Raw genomic sequence first — 19,830 nt, 5'->3', positions numbered from 1 at the left:
ATGACCGACTTCGCCTCCTTCGAGAGCTACAACTCCACACAACGGCTCGCGTCGCTCGCGCTGTCCCCGGACGGCACGCGGCTCGTCACCGTCGTCTCCTCCCTCGCCCCGGACGGCAAGTCGTGGCAGGGCGCTCTCTGGGAGGTCGACCCCGCCGGCGAGCGAGAGGCGGTCCGCCTCACCCGCTCCGCCAAGGGCGACTCCTCCCCCGTGTTCGCGGCGGACGGGTCGCTGCTGTTCCTGTCGGCCCGCCCGGACCCGCTCGCGAAGCCGGGCGAGGCCAAGGAGCAGAAGGCGCTGTGGCGGCTTCCGGTCCACGGCGAGGCCGCCGAGGTCCTGAGGCCGGGAGGCGGAGTCGGTCAGCTGCGTGCCGCGGGCGAGACGGTGCTGCTCACGTCGTCGGCGTACCGCTTCACGGAGTTCGGCGACGAGAACGACGCCAAGCGCAAGGCCCGCGAGGACGCCGGCGTGACAGCGATCCTGCACGAGTCGTACCCGATCAGGTACTGGGACGCCGACCTCGGTCCCAGCTACCCGCGGCTGTTCTCGGTGCCGCTCAAGGACATCACCGCCGAGAACGTCGCCTCGCTCAGCGAAGACTCCGAGAGCAGGCTCAGCGACGAGGATGTCGCGCTCAGCCCGGACGGCAAGTGGGCCGTCTACGGGCACGGCGTGGACGTCAGCGCCTCCTACGGTCGCAGGACCGAACTGCGGCTGGTGGCGGCGGATGGTGGCCCGTCGCGGGTGATCGCGTCCGAGGACGGATTCTCCTTCTTCCACGCGGTCTTCGCGCCCGACTCCACCGCCGTGATCGCCATCCGGTTCCGTGAGTCCACCGCGGACTCGCCCTACCGGCGTGAGCTGGTGCGCATCGATCTGGCTGATGACTCGATCACACCACTGGCGCCCGGCTTCCAGCAGGAGCCGGACCATCCGGTAGTGAGCCCGGACGGGTCGGCCGTCTTCTTCGCCGCGAGCCACCTCGGTCACCAGCCGGTGTGGAAGCTGGACCTGGCGACGGGCGAGGTCACCAAGCTGACGGTCTCGGGCTATTACAGCGACGTGGTCGTGAGCCCGGACGGCAAGACGTTGTACGCACTGCGCAACTCGATCGACCACCCGCCGCAGCCCGTGCGGTTCGCCACGACCGGAGCCGACCAGGAACCGGCGCGGCTGCCCGCTCCCGGCGCGGTCGCGGCGGTGCCCGGCACCGTCACGGAGATCTCCACCGTCGTCGCCGACGGCAGGACCGTCCGCTCGTGGCTCGTGCTGCCGGAAGGCGCCTCGGCCGACTCCCCCGCCCCGCTGCTGCTGTGGATCCACGGTGGCCCGGTCATGAGCTGGAACGGCTGGAGCTGGCGCTGGAACCCGTGGCTGATGGCCGCCCGCGGCTACGCCGTCCTGCTGCCCGACCCCGCGCTGTCCACCGGCTACGGTCCCGACTTCATCGCGGCCGGCTGGGGCCGCTGGGGCGCCGAGCCCTACACCGACCTGATGGCCATCACGGACGTCGCGGAGGGGCGAGCCGACATCGACGCCTCCCGGACGGCGGCCATGGGCGGGTCCTTCGGCGGCTACATGGCCAACTGGATCGCAACCCAGACCGACCGGTTCCGCGCGATCGTCACCCACGCTTCGCTGTGGCACCTCGACGCGTTCTCCGGCGGCACCGACAGCTCCTACTTCTGGATGCGGGAGATGGGCGACCCCCTCACCCGGCCGGAACGGATCGTGGCCAACTCCCCGCACCTGCGGGTCGCCGACATCAAGACCCCGATGCTCGTCATCCACGGGGACAAGGACTACCGGGTGCCCATCGGTGAGGGGCACCGCCTGTACTTCGACCTCGTCCGCCACGGGGTCAATGCGAAGTACCTCTACTTCCCGACCGAAAACCACTGGATCCTCACCCCCGGCAACTCTCGGGTCTGGTACGAGACGGTGTTTTCGTTCCTGGCCGAGCACGTCCTGGATCAGGACTGGGAACGGCCAGAGCTGCTCTGAACCCCGGAGGCGAGCAGCCGGCGGGCGCCGTCCAGGTACTTCCTCGACAGCGCCCGCATCTGTTCCGGCGGGAACGCGGAGCTGAGGGCACGGCGCATGAGCCCGGCCAGCACGTGGCCGGGCACGGCGTCCTCGGCCGCGTCGAGCGCGATGGACGCGACCCCGCCGTCGCCGCGGTGATAGGCGAAGAACGCGAGCAGAACCGCGGGTTCCGCGCGTTCCGGTGATGGGCACGACCTCGTGAGTTCCAGCCACAACCGCTCGGCCAGTCTGGCCTTGCTGTGCGCCGCGAAACCCATGCACGCGTCGCGCACGTCCGGCACGGTCAGCGCCCTCGCCAATGCGACGATCTCGGTGTCCGGTAACGGTCCCTTGCGGGCTTCCACCGCGTCGATCGCGTCGTGCACCCGGCGCAGTTCGGTGCACGGATCGAGCTCGGGGGACTTCTCCACGAGCGCGTCGAGCAGCGCGGATCTGCGTTCCAGCGCTTCAGCGGAGTCCAGAGCGGCGATCGCGGCCATGGCAGCGCGCGATTCGAAAGTCACGTTGCCCTCGTGCGCCGACGCGGCCGCCAGCGCGGACAGTTGTGGGTCAGGCAGCGTGCCGTGGCAGTCGATGTCGAGGTAGCAGAGCCACCGGGCGTCCTTCTCGCACGACGGCAGCCACACAGCCTCGACGACCTCGATGCCCACGCCGCCCAGTTTGTGTCTGAGCGCGGTGATCAGCTGTTCGTGCGGCAGTTCCTCCGGCATGTCCGGCGACGGCGCGCAGACGACCGCGAGGACAACGTCTGTAGCGCCGTGTTCCAGCAGTGGCGCTTGTAGTTGTGCTGCCAGTTGGCCTCTATGTCGTGGGCGCGGGAGGTCGACGCGCATGGTCATGCTGATCACGCGGTCCTTCAGCACCAGCACGACGAGCGAGTCGGCCGGGTGGAACCCCATCAGGTGCGGGATCGCGGCGTAGAGGTCGCCGGCGGCGCGGACGCGGATGGGTTTGGGGAGGGTTGTGGGCATGGGGCCCACTGTGGCGGGTTCGGGCGGGAGCGGGTGGGGGCGGCGGGGAAGTTGTGGATTACTCGGGAGTTGTGGACAGGTTGAGATCTTGGAGCGCCCGGGAGCGGGGTTTTGTCGGGGGTGGGTGCTATGTTGCCGCGCTTCGGTCCCCGGCGATCAGGGACCGAAGCGCGGCGTCACATCAGAACGTCTGGAACAACGCGCGCCAGCCGCCGACGACCGGCAGCTCGACCGAGGTCCTGGTGAGGTCCAGCGACAGACCGGCACCCGGCTTCGGGCGCAGCGTGTAGTCGTAGTCGCTGGAGATCAGCACGAACTCGAGCCGGTGACCGGCCTGCAGGATGTAGTCGTCCGGCACGATCGGCACGTCGACGTCGTAGAACTTGCCGGGCTTGATCGGCGACGTCTTGTCCGGCCGCTCCCGGTTCTGCGGGTCGGTCGAGCCACGCGTGATGACGTGCGACTTGCCATCCGGCGCACGGTCGACGAGCAGCGTGGTCACGTTGGCCGCAGGCCGGTCGAACGCGACCCGCAGGTGCGCCGTCGACTTGCCGGAGAGCCGCAACGGTTTCTGCGTGGGCTCCGAGGTGTAGGAGAGCCGGTTCGGCGAGGTCGCCTGGTCGATCAACGACTCGGCCGTCTTCGTCGCGTCGTCGGTCAGCTTCTCCACGCCGTGGCCGGGCAGCAGCCCGAGGCCGCCCTTGGCAGTCCCGCCCGCGGACAACCGAAGCCGCACGTCGGACGTGCCGGGAGCCGGCCAGTCCTTCTCATCGACCCACGTCTTGTCCTCGCGCTGCAGGGTCGCCTTCGGCTCCTTGTCGACGCCGTTGCGGTGGCCCCACAGGTACTGCGTGAACCAGCGGTTGAGCGTGCGCCGCCACTCGACCGAGCGCAGCGTGTCGGCGTCGGTGTGCCCGGACTGGTGCAGCCAGATCTTGCGTGGCACACCGACCTTCTTCAGCGCGTCGTACCACTGCTCAACGTGCGTCATCTTGACGTTCCAGTCGTTGAGCCCGTGGACGGCGAGCACGGCAGCGCGCACCTTGCGGGCGTCGTTCAGGTAGTTCCGGTCATCCCAGAACTTGCTGTAGTCGCCGGTGATGCGGTCCTGGTCCTTCGCGATCTCCGCGATGATCGGCTTGCAGATCTCCCGGTCCGCGCGGGTGTAGACGTACTCCGCGAGCACGTCTGCGTCCTCGCCCTGGAACGTGCCGGGGGCGACGACGGCGCCGTCGGCACGGTAGTAGTCGTACCAGCTGGAGATCGCGGCGATCGGCACGATGGCCTCAAGGCCGCGCACGCCCGTGGAAGCGACGGCGTTGGGCAGCGTTCCGTTGTAGGAGACGCCCATCATGCCGGTCTTGCCGGTGGACCACGTCGCCTTGATGGGGTCGCCCGTGGCCGTACGCGCCGGTGCACGCCCGTTGAGCCAGTCGACGACGACACGCGCGCCGATCGTCTCGTTGACGTCGCCCGTCGTCGGGCAGCCCGTCGACTTACCGGTGCCGAGCGATTCGGCGTAGACAACGGCGTATCCGCGCGAGATGAAGTAGGCCTCGTAACGACCCGAGGTGATCGGGTTCGGGCCAACGGCGGCGGTGACGCGCTCGTCGGCAGAGGCCTTCAGCAAACGGCCGTTGCGCTTGTCGGGCACGTACAGCTCGACGTCGACGTTGTGGTTGGCAACGTCGTTACCGCCAGAGAAGTAAGGGCTGACCATGTAGACGACGGGGACTTTGAGGCCCCGTTCGGTGGCACGCGGCCGGACGACCTCGGTGTAGACCTCGTCGTCCTTGCCGTCGCGGTCGCTGTCGACCGGCGCACGGACCCAGAGGCTCTCTTTCACCACATCCTTCGGGTCGAAGACGGGTTGCGCCTCGCCGTCCTTGAACACCGGCCCTTCGGCGGCCTGAGCCGTGACGGGAAGGAAAGGCAGGACAAGCACCGCGGTCAGCAGTGCGACTCTTCGTGCGCCCCTCACGAGGCACCCCCAATGCGAAAGCCAGAGACAGGGATTCGCCCTGCACCCTTCCCTCTGACTGCAAGACATGTCACCCGTCGAACGGCTCTTGACCTGAGAGCATGGGCCGTGCCCATTTCCGACTTCGTCCACGCGCTGCCGAAAGCCGAGCTGCACGTCCACCTCGTGGGCGCGGCTTCCGTCGACACCGTCCTCGCGCTCGCCCGCAACCACCCCGGCGGGCCGGTGCCGACCGACGAGGCCGCGCTGCGGAGGTTTTACGAGTTCACGGACTTCCGGCACTTCATCAACGTGTACGGCATCGTCAACGACCTCGTCACCACCGGCGACGACATCCGCACCCTGGTCGTCGGGTACGCCCGCGACGCGGCGCGAACCAATATCCGATATGCGGAGGTGACGGTCAGCGCGACGAGTCATCTGCGGGCGGGGATCGCGCCCGACGAACTCGTCGAGGCACTGGCGGCCGGACGCGCCGAAGCGCTGGCCGTCCACGGCGTGACACTGCAGTGGATCTTCGACGTGCCCGGCATCTGGGACCGCGACTGGGGCGTGACGAGCGCGCGGTTCGCGGCGGAGTACCGGCCGGAGGGCCTGGTCGGGTTCGGGCTGGGCGGGTTCGAGTCGGACTCGCCGCGGGCGAAGTTCCGGGAAGCGTTCGCGATGGCGCGCGACGCCGGGCTGCACATGGTGCCGCACGCCGGCGAGACGACGCCGCCCAGCGAGATCTGGGCCGCGGTGCGCGATCTGCGTGCCGAACGGATCGGGCACGGTGTGAGTGCGGTGCGGGATCCGGAGTTGTTGCGGCACCTCGCCGGCGAGGGTGTAGTGCTGGAGGTGTGCCCGACGTCGAACATCCGCACCGGCGCGGTGGCGTCGCTGGACGAGCACCCGCTGCCGCGGCTCGTGGACGCCGGCGTGCCGGTGACGGTCAGCACCGACGACCCCGGCATGTTCCACACCGATCTCGACCGCGAGTACCTGGTGTGCCACGAGCGGTTCGGGTTCGGCCGTGACGAGCTCGCCGGCCTCGCACGGGCCGGGGTGCGGGCGTCGTTCGCGCCGGCCGAGCTGAAGGACCAGTTGTTGAAGGAGATCGACGCCTTATGAGTGGTGCGAGTGTGGTGACGACGACCGTCGACTCCGCCGAGGCCGCGGAGTCGTTGGCGAAGGGCATCGTCGAGGCGCGGGTCGGCGCGTGCGTGCAGATCGTGCCGGTCCGCAGCGTCTATCGCTGGGCCGACGAGGTGCGCGTCGACGCGGAGTGGCAGTGCGTCGTGAAGACGTCCGCCAACCGCGTCGACGACCTCGTCGCGCACATCAAGGCGAATCACACCTATGACGTGCCGGAGGTCGTCGTCACCCCCGTTGTCGGGGGCAACGACGAATACCTCACCTGGGTCTCAGAGGAGACTTCTTAGATGACGCGGCAGCGGCTCGGAGTGCAGGACGCCGAGCCGTTGCGTCGCCCTCGTCAACGCCACGTACAGCTCGCTGGGTGACATGCGTTGCGGTTCGACGACGAGGACGACGTCGAACTCCAGACCCTTCGACGCGCGCGGCGGCATCCAGCCTTCGCCGATGACGGCGATCGTGCGGCCGTTGCGTGCCGCGGCGTGTGCGTCGAGTTCGTCGTGAACCGCAGCCGATATATCAGTTACGTGGCGAGCCCACGGTCGCACGCCGGTGCTGCGCACCGACACCGGCGCCGACGCGTCAGGGTCGACGAGCTTCAGGACCGGGGTGGCGACGGCCATGATCTCGCCTGGAGTTCGGTAGTTGACCTCCAGCGTGCGGTAGGTGAAACGGTCGAACACCGATCCCCAGCTGCAGACGCCGCCCGCGGCCTGGCGCTGGGCGAGGTCGCCGACGATGGTCATCGACCTGTTGGGGCACCGGCGCAGCAGCACACGCCAGTCCATCGCAGACAGTTCCTGTGCCTCGTCGACGACGACGTGGCCGTACGTCCACGTGCGGTCGGCGGCGGCGCGTTCCGCGAGAGAACGGTGGTCGCGCACCTCGTTCCGGAACGCCAGCATCTCGGCGTCGACGAAGTCGGTGACGATGTACTGGTCGTCGTCGGCGCGCTCGTCGATCGACAGGACGTCCATCACGCCGCGGGCGTATACGAGCTGTTCCTCCTCCTCTCGTTGCGCCGCACGATCTGCGGCACCGTCGGACCCGAGCAGTTCGGCGAGCTCGTCGAGCAACGGCACGTCGGACACCGTCCACGCCTCGGCGTCCTCCCGATACAGCTCCGGCACCCCGATCCGGAAGCATCGGCCGCCGTACAGATCCGCGAGCAGCTGCTGCGGAGTGAGTTGCGGCCACAACCGGTCGACGGCCTCGCGCAACTCGGAGCTGCGGCGCAGCTCGTGGCGCACGTCCTCCTCGATCTCCGGCCAGTCGACGCCGATCAGCCGCAACGCCGGAGCGACGAGTTCCTCGGCGAGCGCGAGGAAGAAGTACTTGCGGGCGGCGTTGTGCGGCAGCCCGTAGTACCGCGTCTTCTCTCGCGCGACGGCGGCGATGTGCGCGTCGAGGGGGACGACGACGTCTTCGAGTTCGATGTCGATGGGTTCGTCGGGAAGTTCCTGCCGGTCGGCGACGGCGACGGCGAGCAGGTCCAGAACTGATATATCACCTTTCAGTCGTTGCAACGGCGGGGTGTCCTCGACGTCGGCGACCAAGCCGGGATACAGCTCGCCGGGCGTCGCGAACACGACGTCGGTCTCCCCCAACGACGGCAGCACGTCGCTGACGTAGCGGAGGAAGCCCGTGTTCGGGCCGATGATCAGCACACCATGCCGCGACAGGCGTTCACGGCGCGTGTACAGCAGGTATGCCACGCGGTGCAGAGCCACGGCGGTCTTGCCGGTGCCAGGACCGCCCTCGATCACCAGCACGCCGCGGCCCGAGAACCGGATGATCTCGTCCTGCTCGGCCTGGATGGTCGAGACGATGTCGCGCATCGTCTCGGTCCGCGGCGCGTCGAGGGCGTCGAGCAGCACTTTCGCGTCGGTCAGCAGTTCGTCGTCGTGGAAGTCGCGCAGCTCCCGGTCACGAACTCGGAAGTGGCGCCGCAACACCACGCCTTCCGGGTTCGCCGCGGTCGCGGTGTAGAACGGTCGTGCCGCGGGCGCCCGCCAGTCCAGCAGTAGCGGTTCGAAGTCGTCGTCGAACAACCCGACGCGCCCGATGTAGGTGCATTCGCCTTTCTCCGAGTCGATGCGGCCGAAGCACAACCCTTCCTCCGCCGCGCGATACTTCCCGACTTCCCTGGTCAGCAACGCGACGGCAGCGTCGCGTTCCAGCCACTGGGGAGCGGTGCCCCGCAGCACGGCCGCAAGGTCGGCCGCCGCTTTGTTCCGTTCCTGATCGAGCTTTTCATACAGAGAGGTGATCCGTGCCTGTTCGCTCGCCAACACCTTGCCCCCTGTGATACAATAATTCTGTCTTCCCGGAAAATTCATTCCGAAAATACAAAGCCATTCTTTGTATCACAGCTCAGCCGCGCACGGCACCCTTTGCGAGATCCGCGATGAAATTGCGTGCGCCGATAAGGAAGACGATCAGCAGCGGGATCACCGCGAGCAGCGTCCCCGCCATCAACATGCCGTAGTCGGTGTCGTGCGTGCGGTTGAGCTGACCCAACGCGACCTGCAGTGTCACCTGGTCCGGGTCGACCAGGACCACGAGCGGCCACAGGTAGTCGTTCCACACGCTGATGAAGGTGAAGATCCCCAGGAACGCGAGCGCCGGCCGCACCACCGGCAGGCCGACGTGCCAGTACTGCCGGAAGAAGCCGCAGCCGTCCAGCCGTGAGGCCTCCAGCAATTCGTCGTGCACCGCGCCCGAAATGTACTGCCGCATCCAGAAGATGCCGAATGCGTTGATCACCGCGGGCAGGACCAGCGCCTTCAGCGACCCGACCCAGCCGAACTGCGCCATCACCACGAACTGCGGGATGGCCGAGAGCTGCGGCGGGATCATCATCGTGCCGAGCAGCAGCACGAACAGCGCGTTCCGGCCGGGAAAGCGGAACTTGGCGAACGTGAAAGCCGCCAGCGAGTCGAACAGCAGCACGAGAGCGGTCGCGCCAACGGCCGCGACCACCGTGTTCAGCATCGCCCCGAAGAAGTCGATCTCCTCGAACACCTTGCCGACGTTGACGAGAAGCTCGTCGCCGGGCGTCAGCGCGGGTGGGAACTTGAGGATGTTCTCCGTCGCGTTGGTCGCCATGACGACCATCCAGTAGAACGGGAACAGCGACACCAGCACGCCCAGGATCAGCACGACATGGCGCTTCACGACCTCTCCCCCCGCTGCACGAGCCGCCAGTTGATGATCGAGAACAGCAGGATGACCACGAACAGGCCGATGCCGATCGTCGCGCCGTAGCCGAAGTCGTTGTGCTTGAACGCCTGCTGGTAGAGGTAGAGCACCATCGTCAGGCCGGACTGTCCGGGCCCGCCCTCCTCGCCGACGAGGATCTGCGCCTCGGTGAACGTCTGCAGCCCGCCGATCGTCGACGCGATCACGGTGAAGAGGATCACCGGCTTCATCATCGGGATCACGATGCGCCACAACGTCTGCCAGCGGCTCGCACCGTCCACAGTGGCCGCGTCGAGCACCTCAGCGGAGATGGCCTGCAGACCAGCGAGGTAGATGATCGCGTTGTAGCCGGTCCACTGCCACACGATCAGCGCCGAGATGGCGACCTTGATGCCCCACTCGCTGGTCAGCCATGGGATCTCGCCCGCGCCGAGCCACTCCAGCACGGCGTTGAGCAGGCCGAAGTGGCTGCTGAAGATCGAACCGAACACGATCGCGACGGCGACGAGCGATGTCACGCTCGGCACGAAGTAGGCGATCCGGTAGAAGGTCGTGAACCGCACCGACGAGTGCAGGACGTAGGCGATGACCAGGCCGAGGAACAGCGTCGGCACCGTCGACATCACCCAGATCTCGAGGGTGTTCACGAGCGAGAGCCAGAAGATGTCGTCGGTGACCAGGAACTTGAACTGGTCGAGGCCGACGAACCTCATCTCACCGATGCCGTCCCAGCTGTGGAACGCCAGATAGCCGAGGAAGACCATCGGGAACAGGCCGAACACGCCGAACAGCAGGAAGAACGGCGAGATCGCGAGGTACTGCGGCAGGTACTTCCTCATGCGAGCCCCACGTGGTCGGCGATCCTGCGGGCCTTGTGCTGCACGTCGCGCCACGCCTCCTCGGGTGGTTTGCCGACGGTTTCGACGTTGGCGAGCTCGTCGTAGAACAGCTGTGCCAGGCGTGGCTCCCACGGGCTCAGGTACGCGACCGGCACCTGTTTCGCGGACTCGGCGAACGTGTCGACGATGATCTGGCCGCCGAAGAACTCGTCCGGCTGCCGCAGGTCGGGGCTCGCGAACGCGTCCGGTGTGGACGGGAACAGGCCAAGATCGAGGAAGCCCCGCACCTGTTGCTCCGGGGTGAGCAGCCAAGTGATGACCTTGAACGCCTTCTCGGGCTCGCGGCAGTACCGGGTGATGCTGAGGAACGAGCCGCCCCAGTTCGCGGCGCCGCCGGGAGTCGGGGCGACCCGCCAGAGTCCCTTGGAGTCCGGCGCGCCCGACTTGAGGTCGGCGGCCGCCCACGACGCACCGATCATGCTCGCGACCTTGCCGGTGGTGAGCGCGGCGTTGACGTCGGGACTGCCGTCCTGCATCGCGGCGTTGATGCCGAGGCGATGCGCCTTGATCGCCAGGTCCCAGGCGTGGCGGACGTGGTCGTCGCCACCGATGTACCGCTTGTTCTCGTCGACGAGCTGGCGCTTCGACTGCGCCATCGCCATGTTGTAGACGATGCGGAGGTTGAGGATCATCGACGCGTCCTGCTTCATCGCGACGCCGGCGTCGAAGTAGTCCTCCCACGTGCGCAGGTGCTCCGCCTTGATGCCGTGGCGGTCGAAGACGTCCTGGCGGTAGTAGAGGCCGGTGGGGCCGGTGTCGATCGGGAAGCCGATCATGCGGCCTTCCGCGGTGATGCCCTGCTGCCACTTCCAGTCGAGGTACTGCGGCTTGAACGTGTCCGCGCCGAGTGTCTTCAGGTCGGCGAACTGGTCGGCGTTGGGGAAGAACGCGGAGATGTCCTCGCCCTTGAGGCCGGTGATGTCGGGGACGTGGGAGCGGCCGGCGAGATTGGTCATCAGCTTGGCCTTGAACTGCGCGCCCGCCTTGAGCGATCGCAGGCCGGGGAATCTGGCGGTGGCCTCTTCCAACGACTTCTCGCTCAGGCCACCTGACCACATCCAGAGCGTCATGCCGTCGCGGGTCTCGGTGACACAGCCTGCCGCGGCTAAGCCCATGAGCGCGAGGAACGTCCTCCGCCCGACGACGCCGTTCATGCCAGCTCGGCCGAGGTCGGGGCGGCCGTCGCGCCACCTGGGCGTTGAACCGAGATCGCCGCTGCCCTGTTGGCGAACTCGAGACGCTTGCTCAGCGGCATTCCCGTCAACGTCGCATGGACGAACGCCGCGCCGAACACGTCGCCGGCGCCGGTGCTGTCCACGCAATCAACGTTGATTCCGTCAACCTCGGCATGCTCGCCAGTCATGTTGTCCACTGCCAGTGCACCCCGTGCACCTCGCGTGACGACGGCGATCGGGACGAGATCGGCGAGCTTCTCCAAGGCATTCCACGGGGTGTCAGTGCGCGTGTAGGCCATTGCCTCCACCTCGTTCGGCAGGAACGCGTGACAGCGCGTCAGCTGGCTCAGCAGTTCGGGACGCCATTGCTGGGACGGGTCCCAGCCGACGTCGGCGAAGACCAGACCAGGAAGGTCGGAAACTGATATATCGGCGTTGGGATCGAGGTGCACAATGGACGCCGACGTCGACGGCGTCGTCGTTTGCAACACCGGCGGCGGCGTCCCGTGCGTGACGAGGGCGCGGTCGTCGTCGTACGACAGCGCGACGGTCACTGGTGTCGCCCAGTCCGCGAAGCGGCGAGAGCACGTGAGGTCGACGCCTTCGTTCGCAAGGAAGTCCCAGCAGAGGGTGCCGTGGTCGTCGTCGCCGAACGCCGCGGCCAGCACCGGCCGGGTGCCGAGGCGGGCAAGTGCGACGGCGAAGTTCGCGATGCCGCCCGGCCCGCTCGCCATGCCGCCGGTCCAGAGTTCCTCACCTGGCGTCGGAGGCTTCGGCAATCCGGTGAAGACGAGGTCGTAGAAGAGCAGTCCGGACAGGTAGACATCGTTGTCATCCTCGACGTGGCGCACGCTGCCCCCTTCCAAGGTTGCGCAAGAGCGTGCGCCTGAGGTGCGCGAGTTGGCAATAGTTTGCTCAAGTCTGCGCGACTTTGGTTGGTACGGTGGCGGCATGCTTCCCCAGAGCAGGCGCGAGCTGATCCTGCGCACACTGCGCCAGGACGGGCCGAGCGAAGTGCGCTCGCTCGCCGCCAAGCTCGGCGTCAGCCAGGCCACGATCCGGCGCGACCTCGAACAGCTCGACGCCGACGGCAAGCTGACCCGCGTGTACGGCGGGGCGATGAACCTCGTCGTCGGTGACATCGACACCGACGACGTCGACGACCCGTTCGCCCAGGTCGCCGCTGAACGCGCCGAGGCCAGGGACGTCGTCGCCCGCGCGGCGGCCGCCGTGGTTCAGGACGGCGAGACCGTGCTGCTCGACATCGGAACCACGATGCACCGGCTCGCCCACCACCTGCACGGCAAGCGGATCACCGTCATCACGAGCAACCTGGCAGTGTTCGACGAGCTGCGCGACGACGCCGACGTCGAGCTCGTCCTGCTCGGCGGCATGGTGCGGCGGCGCTACCACTCCCTGGTCGGGTTCCTCACCGAGGACAACCTGCGGCAGGTGCACGCGGGCCAGCTCTTCCTCGGCACCAGCGGCGTGCGGGCGGACGGCGCCGTCATGGACACGACGCTCGTCGAGGTGCCGCTGAAGCGGGCCATGATCAAGGCCGCGGACCAGGTCGTGCTCGTCGCGGACGGCGGGAAGTTCCCCGGCGTCGGCGTCGCGCGGGTCTGCGGGCCCGACGACCTCGACGTCGTCGTCACCACCGCGTCCGCCGATCCGGCGACGCGGCTCGCATTGCAGGAGGCCGGAGTGGACGTGACCGTGGTGGATGAGGTCGGGGCATGAAGCTGGTCATCCTGGGCGGCGGTGGCTTCCGCGTGCCGCTGGTCTATCGCGCGCTGCTCGCCGACCGATCGCCCGGCCGTGTCACCGAGGTCGTGCTGCACGACCTCGACGCCGCCCGGCTCGCGGCTGTCGGCGGCGTCCTGGCGGAGCTCGCGACTGATATATCGGATGCGCCGAGCGTGACGACGTCGACGGACCTCGACGAAGCGCTGCGCGGGGCCGACTTCGTGTTCTCGGCGATCCGGGTCGGCGGGCTCGACGGGCGGGCGGCCGACGAGAGCGTCGCCGCGGGCTGCGGAGTACTCGGTCAGGAGACCGTCGGCGCCGGAGGCGTCGCATATGGGCTGCGGACCGTGCCCGTCGCACTCGACATCGCACGTCGTATATCAGTGCACGCGCCGGACGCGTGGGTCATCAACTTCACCAACCCCGCCGGCATGGTCACCGAGGCGATGTCGGCACACCTCGGCAACCGCGTCATCGGCATCTGCGACTCCCCCGTCGGACTCGGCCGGCGGGTCGCGCGTGCCGTCGGCGCCGACATCGAGGACGCGTGGCTCGACTACGCCGGCCTCAACCACCTCGGTTGGCTGCGGGGCGTCCACGTCCACGGGCGCGACGTGCTGCCGGACCTGCTCGCCGACAGCGAACGGCTGGAGTCGTTCGAAGAGGGCAAGCTCTTCGGCGCCGAGTGGCTGCGGACGTTGGGCGCCATCCCGAACGAGTACCTGCACTACTACTACTTCACGCGTGAGGCGGTGGCGTCGGGCGCGTCGCGCGGGGCGTTCCTGCTCGAGCAGCAGAAGCAGTTCTATGCAGCGCCGTCGTTGGACAGCTGGGAACGGACGCGCCTCGAACGCGAGCAGACCTACATGGCCGAGACGCGCGACGACGAACGTGACACCGACGACCTCGACGGCGGCGGCTACGAGCAGGTCGCACTCGACTTGATGCACGCCATCGCGTCGGACAAACGAACCACTCTCATCCTCAACGTGCCGAACAGGACGACGCTGTCGTGCCTGGACTCCGACGCGGTCGTCGAAGTGCCGAGCCTCGTCGACGCCAACGGCGCGCGGCCCGTCGCGGTCAGCCAGGTCCCCGACGAGGGAGTCGGGCTCGTCACCGCGCTCAAGGTCGTCGAGCGCGCCACCATCCAGGCCGCGATCAGCGGCGAACGCGCGCACGCCGTGAAGGCGCTGGCGCTGCATCCGCTCGTCGACTCCGTCGCCGTCGCCCGCAAGATCGTCGACGCTCATCCCCACCTGTCTGGAACCTTCCGCGCGCGATGACCGGCGGTGCGGCAGCTCGACACGACGCGTCTGGCACCCGTTCGGCTCGCCTACGTGAAGCTGGACGCACCGGCGTTCCTGAACCTGCACGCGCCCGACCTGATCCGCGGGTGGGCCGGCGAAGCAGGTGTTCGGCCACGCGGACTACTCGCACCAGATCGAGGAGTTCCTCACGGCGATCGACGTCGACGACATCGACGCGCTCAAGGCGTTGGACGCCGCCAACTGATATATCGGCGGCCCTCACCGCAAGCTGCTGGCGCCTTAACTACGCTCGTCCGCAAATGGACACCACCACCTCTCGCCGCGTGCCGCTCGTGATGAGCGTTGCCGTGCTCGTGCTGCTGCTGGACCAGGCCACGAAGTTCTGGGCCGAGAGCGCGCTGACCGGCCGCGCGCCCATTCCCGTGCTCGGGGAGTTCCTGCAGCTCAGGCTCCTCTACAACCCCGGCGCCGCGTTCTCGATCGGCTCGGGGTCGACGTGGATCTTCACCATCGTCGCGGCCGTCGCCGTCGTGCTGCTCGCGCGGTACGGCATGCAGCCGCAGACGAGGCTGCGGGCGACCGCGCTCGCGTTGATGCTGGGCGGTGCGACGACGCACCTGCTCGACCGACTCTTCCGGCCGCCGGGCTTCGCGCGCGGGCACGTCGTCGACTTCATCGACTACAACGGCTGGTTCGTCGGCAACGTCGCGGACATCGCGCTGGTCTGCGGCGCGATCCTGCTCGTGCTGCTCAGCTTCCAGCCGACGAAGCAGCCTGCCGCGTGAGCGTGTCGGCGCGGCGGGTCGTCTCGGGCAGGCGGTAGCGCGGGGCGAGGCGCAGCACTTCGGCGCACGCCCGGTCGAGGTCGATCTTGTGGCCGACCGACACGAACACCGGCTTCACGCCGTCCTGCGTCCGCAACGCCCGGCCGACGACATCGCCGTCCATCACGAGGTCGCTCATCGACCCGCGGGCGTGGCCGGGCTGGTCGAACTCACCCATCGCGTTCTTGGCGACTCCGACGCTCGGGATGCCGGTATGCACGCCGAGGTGGCACGCCAAGCCGAACCTGCGCGGGTGTGCGAGGCCCTGACCGTCCGCGACCAACAGGTCCGGCGCGACGGTCACCCGATCGAGAGCCCGCAGCAGCACGGGCATCTCGCGGAACGCGAAGAGCCCGGCAATATATGGGAAGTCGGTCGTGTCCTCGACGACGACCTCGTCGAGGACGACCAGCGTCTTTGCATCGAACACCACGCAGACGCCCGCAACTGTGTCATTGCTACGGTAGCCGACGTCGAGGCCTGCGGCGGTGTCTATGCGCAGGTCAGAGGCGCTGGTCGTGATCACCTGGGTGCGCAGGCGCTCTTGCAGTGCGACGGCGTCGTCAACCGTTCTGGGCCACTCCACGGGCGACAGTGTGCCGTGACGCGTCGTAGTGGGCGGCAAGGAGGTCTGCACCGAAGTCACCCGAATGGCGACGCCACACGGTGTGGATGTGGTTGGCCTCGTTGGCCGTGTTGTCGTACTCGATGAGCAGTTCCGGGCCCTGGATGCGGTAGTAGTGGCCCTCGCCGCGGCGCAGCGAGCCCTCCCACGAGAAGTGCAGGCGTTCCGGGTCGATCCGCGCGAACTCGTCGTCGGCGAGCTCGAACGCCAGCCGGTCGAGGTAGAAGCGGACGATGTCGACGAGCAGGTCCCCCGCAGCCCTGCCGAGGTGCGCCGGCGTCACGCCGACTGGTTCGGACGGGCTGATGCGTGGGGCGTTGGAGGTGCGGATGTCGTGCGGCGCGGTGTCGGACACGACAGCCAGGTGGCGCGCGGTCGGGCCCATGCGGTCTAGCAGTTCGCGGGCGAGTTCCTCTTCGAGCCGGAGCGGCTGGCCGACGACCTGACCGCGATAAGTGATGCGGGCGGGGTTCGCGCCGAGGAAGAACGGCGTCGCCGAAACGCGGCCGTCGGCGACGATGACGCTCACCGACAGGTGATGCCCCTCGACACGCCATCCCCACGGCTCGTCGCTACCGGGCGTGCCGAAGAGCACCGTCGAGAAGTCGCCGCTGTGCCGGTCGCGGTGCCCGCCTTCGCGGTGGTCGAGCACGTCTTCCAGCGCCATCACCGCTGCGGCCTGCGCATAGGCGTGAGGACTGAGCACGGTCGCGAGCATGCCGTGCACCGCCTTGCGCTGGTCGCGCCCGAGCTCACCGAGCGCGAGACCGGGGCGTGGACCGGGCGTGTACGCCCAGCGATGCCGAAGGTCGTCGTCGGTGACCGCGCGAATCGCATGTTCGCGCTGGTCACCGACGAGCAAACCAATATATTGGCGAGTGGCGTCAGCGACGTCGTGAAGCATCATTCGAACTTATAGGCCTTGAGGTTGCGGAGCAGCAGGTAGCAGTTCTGCAGTGAACCCGAGGTGTCGCCGAGCGAGCGGTAGATGCCCCACTTCGGGCGCAGCCGGTCGTCGAGCCACGTGTCGACGTTGTTCTTCGTCGCGTCCAGCACGGTGCGGCCGCCCTCGCGGACGATCCAGCGGACTCGCCCGGTGCCGTTGCCGACCTTGATCTCCACCTCGGTGTCGATCCACTTGTTGTGCAACGGCTCGAGGTCGACGTTGCCGACGAGCACGTTGCCCTCGGTGATCTTGAACTCGATCTTCTGCACGCCGCCGGTGCGGCGCAGCGACATGACCGTCACGGGCGCGGAGCCGAGGCCGGGCATCTTCGTCTGCATGATGTGGGTGAACGAGGTCGTCGACTTCAACGCGCTCGGGATGAACATGGAGTAGGTCCACTTCCACGTCTCGCCGTCGCCGACGTCGAGGTTCTGGCCGCCCGCCTTCATGCCGCGGACCTCGTTGCGCTGACGGTCGGTCGACGTGTCCCGGTCACGTGTGTGCATGTCGAACCGGTAGTCGTTGCCCGCCACGTAGATGTGCTTCGTGCCCGGATGCGAGCCGGCCCGGTCGTCCTCGATGCCCTCGAACGCGCCGAGCCCGTCCTTGTTCGCCTGCGGACTCCACTTGAGCTTCCAGGTCGCCGCTTCCGCGAGCCCGGAACCCGCCAGCAGCAACGGCATCGCCGCCCCGCCGATCAACGCCGAACGCCGAGTGATCTCCACGCCCGTTCCTCCCCAATTCCATGGCGGCGGATTTAGGGAAAAGGTCTGCACCAGTTCAGCTGGCGGGCGTGATCACATCATCGGGTGACCTTGGTGTCAATCTTCAGGGTCAACGGCAAGAGCGCCAACGGGATCAACACCACCGCGACCAACGAGACCACGTTGCCGGCCTGGTCGGCGAACGGCATGTGCGACAGATGCCCGAGGTGGAAGATCAGGTGCGGCACCGCGAACGCCAGGTAGCCGATCAGCACCGCCTGGGTCAGCCTCCGCTCCAGCGTCACCGCCGCGAACACCAGCACCACGCCCAGCGCGAGGTTGAGCCCGCCGAAGTCCCGGAGCAGGTGCTCGTTGAACGGCGGGTAGTAGGCCACCCACTGGTGCGCCGGCAGCGGGAAGTTGTCGTAGAAGTGCTGGGGCGCGAGCAACGGCCAGCCGCCGAGGATCACCTCGACCAGGGCGAGGAACGCGAGACCTGCGCGAAGAGTGCTCATGCCTCTACGGACGAAACCCGGTCTCGACTTGTGACACGGATAGGTGTTAGAAACCTTACGTAATGAAGATGCCACATGACGATGACGCCGTCTGGCGCGCCCTCGCGAACCCGCTGCGGCGCGCGATCCTCGACATCCTGCGCACCGGCCCGCGCACCACGGGCGAGCTGGTCGAGGCGCTCGAGACCAGCCGGCACGTCGTCATGCAGCACCTCGGTGTGCTCCGCGAAGCGGATCTGGTGCTCGTGGAGCCGCGGGGCCGGAAACGGGTCAACCACCTGAATCCCGTGCCCATCCAGCAGATCCACCAGCGGTGGGTCGCGCACTACGAGGAGAACTGGGCAGCGGCACTCGTCGGCCTGAAGCACGTGGTCGAGAGCGTCGAACAGGAGGATGAGGACGTTGGCTGACACCGGAACCGAGCTTTTGCACAGCATCGTGATCGCCGCGCCCATCGAGAAGGTGTGGGCGGAGATCACCAAACTCGACGGCAAGCAGCGCGCCATGATGGACGCCGTGCTCGACTCCGAGCTGGCGCCGGGCGCACCGCTGTACTACCGGTCGACCGACGGCAAGCGGGTCTTCGTCGTCGGTCGCGTCGTCGAGGTGGACCCGCCGCGACTGCTCTCCCACACCCAGCGGCTCACCATGCGCGACGACCCGTGGACCGTCGTCTCGTGGGAGCTCGAAGAGGTCGACGGCGGTACGCGCGTCACGCTGCGTAACACCGGTTGGCCCGAGGGCGTCAAGCGTCTCGACAAGGTCGACACCACCTGGAAGGGCATACTCGCCGCGCTCAAGCAGGTCGTCGAGTCCGGCGATGTCGGCACCGGGCTGAAGTTCCAGTACGCGATGATGCGCGCCTTCATGTGGGCGATGCCGGCGGGCACGAAGAGCGAGAACGTCCCCGAACCTCCTGGCATCGACCAGGCCGTCTAGAACATGAATCCTGCTTTTGCAATGAGACTTTGGACTTCGTCGTCCAAAGTCTCATTGCTAAGCAGCAGGTCAGCGAGGGTGCGAGAACTGATATATCGGTTCTGGCCGCGCGTGTGGCGGTGGACGGGATGGTCGTGCGGGTCCGGCCAAGAAGGTCCGCAGGTGGGCGAGAAGCGCGACTCGCGGGCGACCTCGGTCGAGGGTTTGCCGGCGGCATGACCCGGCGCGGGGCCGGCTCGGACAGGCAGATCGCAGACGAAAAGACTCCGCCGAGACGCGCAACGGTCGGTTGCGCGTCTCGGCGGAGTTGGATGTCGGCGTGAACTCCGGGCTTCACCCGATCAAGCGTGGGCGAAGCCTCAGGTTCACCCCTGGGTGATGTAGGCCTGCAGCTGGTCCTGGCTCTGCTCCAGCTGCCCGATCCGGCTTTTCACGACGTCACCGATGCTGACGATCCCGACCAGCCGCCCGTCGGACAAAACGGGCACGTGCCGGAAGCGTCGTTCGGTCATCACGACCGTGAGGCTGTCCACCGTGTCTGTCGGCGAGCAGGTGAACACCTCGGTGGTCATGATCGCCGACACCGGCGATGACAGCAGGTCAGCGCCGATTTCGTGCAGATGGCGCACGACGTCGCGCTCGGACACGATCCCCACCACGCCATCAGGCGAAGCAACGACGATCGCACCGATGTTGTACTCCGCGAGCGATCTGAGCAGCTCGGACACCGGTACGTCCGGGTCGATCGTCGCGACCGCCGATCCCTTGGTGCGCAACACGTCAGCGATTCTCATCTGGCGCCTCCGATCCGTGTCGGTCCGGTAGCACCTCAGGCTAGATCGGATTCGGACAG

At 67.7% G+C, this 19,830-nt stretch carries 20 protein-coding genes; 8 read left to right on the top strand and 12 right to left on the bottom strand.

Annotated features, from left to right (window positions below; genetic code table 11):
* Nucleotides 1–2,004 carry a prolyl oligopeptidase family serine peptidase gene (locus tag ACIA8G_RS33730; protein ID WP_396422756.1) on the top strand — a complete coding sequence of 668 codons (2,004 nt, stop codon included), beginning with the start codon at nucleotides 1–3 and terminating at the stop codon, nucleotides 2,002–2,004.
* On the opposite strand, the gene ACIA8G_RS33725 is transcribed toward ACIA8G_RS33730, so the two are convergent.
* Both ACIA8G_RS33725 and ACIA8G_RS33720 read right to left on the bottom strand, forming a co-directional pair.
* Complete coding sequence (locus ACIA8G_RS33725; protein WP_396422755.1) at nucleotides 1,974–3,017, bottom strand: DUF4192 domain-containing protein; 1,044 nt, start codon at nucleotides 3,015–3,017, stop codon at nucleotides 1,974–1,976. The two genes, ACIA8G_RS33730 and ACIA8G_RS33725, sit on opposite strands and share 31 nt — an antisense overlap.
* A gap of 181 nt (nucleotides 3,018–3,198) precedes the next feature.
* Nucleotides 3,199–4,998: a Xaa-Pro dipeptidyl-peptidase gene (locus ACIA8G_RS33720; RefSeq protein ID WP_396422754.1), complete on the bottom strand. Its 1,800-nt coding sequence runs from the start codon at nucleotides 4,996–4,998 to the stop codon at nucleotides 3,199–3,201.
* Between the two features lie 114 nt (nucleotides 4,999–5,112).
* Between ACIA8G_RS33720 and add the strand changes: the two genes are divergently transcribed.
* Nucleotides 5,113–6,108 carry an adenosine deaminase gene (gene add / locus ACIA8G_RS33715; protein WP_396422849.1) on the top strand — a complete coding sequence of 332 codons (996 nt, stop codon included), beginning with the start codon at nucleotides 5,113–5,115 and terminating at the stop codon, nucleotides 6,106–6,108.
* Entirely contained in the window at nucleotides 6,105–6,419 is a 315-nt protein-coding gene (gene cutA / locus ACIA8G_RS33710) for a divalent-cation tolerance protein CutA (RefSeq protein ID WP_396422753.1), read from the top strand. Before add ends, cutA begins: the two co-directional genes overlap by 4 nt.
* Here the strand turns inward: cutA and ACIA8G_RS33705 are convergent.
* From ACIA8G_RS33705 to ACIA8G_RS33685, 5 genes are all read right to left on the bottom strand, one after another.
* On the bottom strand, nucleotides 6,402–8,339 hold the full coding sequence (locus tag ACIA8G_RS33705) for a UvrD-helicase domain-containing protein (RefSeq protein ID WP_396422752.1): 1,938 nt from the start codon (nucleotides 8,337–8,339) through the stop codon (nucleotides 6,402–6,404). The genes cutA and ACIA8G_RS33705 overlap by 18 nt on opposite strands.
* A 166-nt stretch (nucleotides 8,340–8,505) precedes the next feature.
* Complete coding sequence (locus tag ACIA8G_RS33700; RefSeq protein WP_396422751.1) at nucleotides 8,506–9,309, bottom strand: carbohydrate ABC transporter permease; 804 nt, start codon at nucleotides 9,307–9,309, stop codon at nucleotides 8,506–8,508.
* The gene (locus tag ACIA8G_RS33695) at nucleotides 9,306–10,172 is read right to left on the bottom strand and encodes a carbohydrate ABC transporter permease (RefSeq protein WP_396422750.1); all 867 of its coding nucleotides are present in this window, start codon (nucleotides 10,170–10,172) and stop codon (nucleotides 9,306–9,308) included. Before ACIA8G_RS33695 ends, ACIA8G_RS33700 begins: the two co-directional genes overlap by 4 nt.
* Nucleotides 10,169–11,386: an extracellular solute-binding protein gene (locus ACIA8G_RS33690; protein WP_396422749.1), complete on the bottom strand. Its 1,218-nt coding sequence runs from the start codon at nucleotides 11,384–11,386 to the stop codon at nucleotides 10,169–10,171. Before ACIA8G_RS33690 ends, ACIA8G_RS33695 begins: the two co-directional genes overlap by 4 nt.
* A complete protein-coding gene (locus tag ACIA8G_RS33685) occupies nucleotides 11,383–12,258 on the bottom strand; it encodes a carbohydrate kinase family protein (protein WP_396422748.1) in 876 nt (291 codons plus the stop codon). Before ACIA8G_RS33685 ends, ACIA8G_RS33690 begins: the two co-directional genes overlap by 4 nt.
* Nucleotides 12,259–12,358: 100 nt before the next feature.
* Between ACIA8G_RS33685 and ACIA8G_RS33680 the strand changes: the two genes are divergently transcribed.
* The 3 genes from ACIA8G_RS33680 (at nucleotide 12,359) to lspA (ending at nucleotide 15,209) form a co-directional block, all read left to right on the top strand.
* The gene (locus ACIA8G_RS33680) at nucleotides 12,359–13,147 is read left to right on the top strand and encodes a DeoR/GlpR family DNA-binding transcription regulator (protein ID WP_396422746.1); all 789 of its coding nucleotides are present in this window, start codon (nucleotides 12,359–12,361) and stop codon (nucleotides 13,145–13,147) included.
* Complete coding sequence (locus ACIA8G_RS33675; protein ID WP_396422745.1) at nucleotides 13,144–14,439, top strand: 6-phospho-beta-glucosidase; 1,296 nt, start codon at nucleotides 13,144–13,146, stop codon at nucleotides 14,437–14,439. Before ACIA8G_RS33680 ends, ACIA8G_RS33675 begins: the two co-directional genes overlap by 4 nt.
* 284 nt (nucleotides 14,440–14,723) lie before the next feature.
* Nucleotides 14,724–15,209: a signal peptidase II gene (gene lspA / locus ACIA8G_RS33670; protein WP_396422744.1), complete on the top strand. Its 486-nt coding sequence runs from the start codon at nucleotides 14,724–14,726 to the stop codon at nucleotides 15,207–15,209.
* Here lspA and ACIA8G_RS33665 read toward each other — a convergent pair.
* From ACIA8G_RS33665 to ACIA8G_RS33650, 4 genes are all read right to left on the bottom strand, one after another.
* Nucleotides 15,175–15,834: an endonuclease V gene (locus ACIA8G_RS33665; protein WP_396422743.1), complete on the bottom strand. Its 660-nt coding sequence runs from the start codon at nucleotides 15,832–15,834 to the stop codon at nucleotides 15,175–15,177. The genes lspA and ACIA8G_RS33665 overlap by 35 nt on opposite strands.
* On the bottom strand, nucleotides 15,812–16,777 hold the full coding sequence (locus ACIA8G_RS33660; RefSeq protein WP_396422742.1) for a DUF3500 domain-containing protein: 966 nt from the start codon (nucleotides 16,775–16,777) through the stop codon (nucleotides 15,812–15,814). Before ACIA8G_RS33660 ends, ACIA8G_RS33665 begins: the two co-directional genes overlap by 23 nt.
* Nucleotides 16,777–17,544 (bottom strand): Tat pathway signal sequence domain protein, encoded by a 768-nt coding sequence (locus tag ACIA8G_RS33655; RefSeq protein ID WP_396422741.1) that lies wholly within the window; start codon nucleotides 17,542–17,544, stop codon nucleotides 16,777–16,779. Before ACIA8G_RS33655 ends, ACIA8G_RS33660 begins: the two co-directional genes overlap by 1 nt.
* Nucleotides 17,545–17,621: 77 nt before the next feature.
* On the bottom strand, nucleotides 17,622–18,038 hold the full coding sequence (locus ACIA8G_RS33650) for a hypothetical protein (RefSeq protein ID WP_396422740.1): 417 nt from the start codon (nucleotides 18,036–18,038) through the stop codon (nucleotides 17,622–17,624).
* A 62-nt stretch (nucleotides 18,039–18,100) separates the two neighbouring features.
* Here ACIA8G_RS33650 and ACIA8G_RS33645 point away from each other — a divergent pair, with 62 nt between their 5' ends.
* Nucleotides 18,101–18,448, top strand: a complete 348-nt coding sequence (locus ACIA8G_RS33645; protein ID WP_396422739.1) for an ArsR/SmtB family transcription factor — start codon at nucleotides 18,101–18,103, stop codon at nucleotides 18,446–18,448.
* Nucleotides 18,441–18,977, top strand: a complete 537-nt coding sequence (locus ACIA8G_RS33640; RefSeq protein ID WP_396422738.1) for an SRPBCC domain-containing protein — start codon at nucleotides 18,441–18,443, stop codon at nucleotides 18,975–18,977. The genes ACIA8G_RS33645 and ACIA8G_RS33640 overlap by 8 nt, the downstream gene beginning before the upstream one ends.
* Nucleotides 18,978–19,342: 365 nt before the next feature.
* Here ACIA8G_RS33640 and ACIA8G_RS33635 read toward each other — a convergent pair whose 3' ends face one another.
* A complete protein-coding gene (locus ACIA8G_RS33635) occupies nucleotides 19,343–19,771 on the bottom strand; it encodes a CBS domain-containing protein (protein ID WP_396422737.1) in 429 nt (142 codons plus the stop codon).
* Nucleotides 19,772–19,830: the final 59 nt, after the last annotated feature.

The sequence above is a fragment of the Lentzea sp. NPDC051213 genome (genome assembly GCF_044455585.1).
Lineage (GTDB): Bacteria > Actinomycetota > Actinomycetes > Mycobacteriales > Pseudonocardiaceae > Lentzea.
The sequence above is the reverse complement of the archived record's forward strand: the minus strand, read 5'-3'. Positions and strand labels throughout refer to the sequence as shown.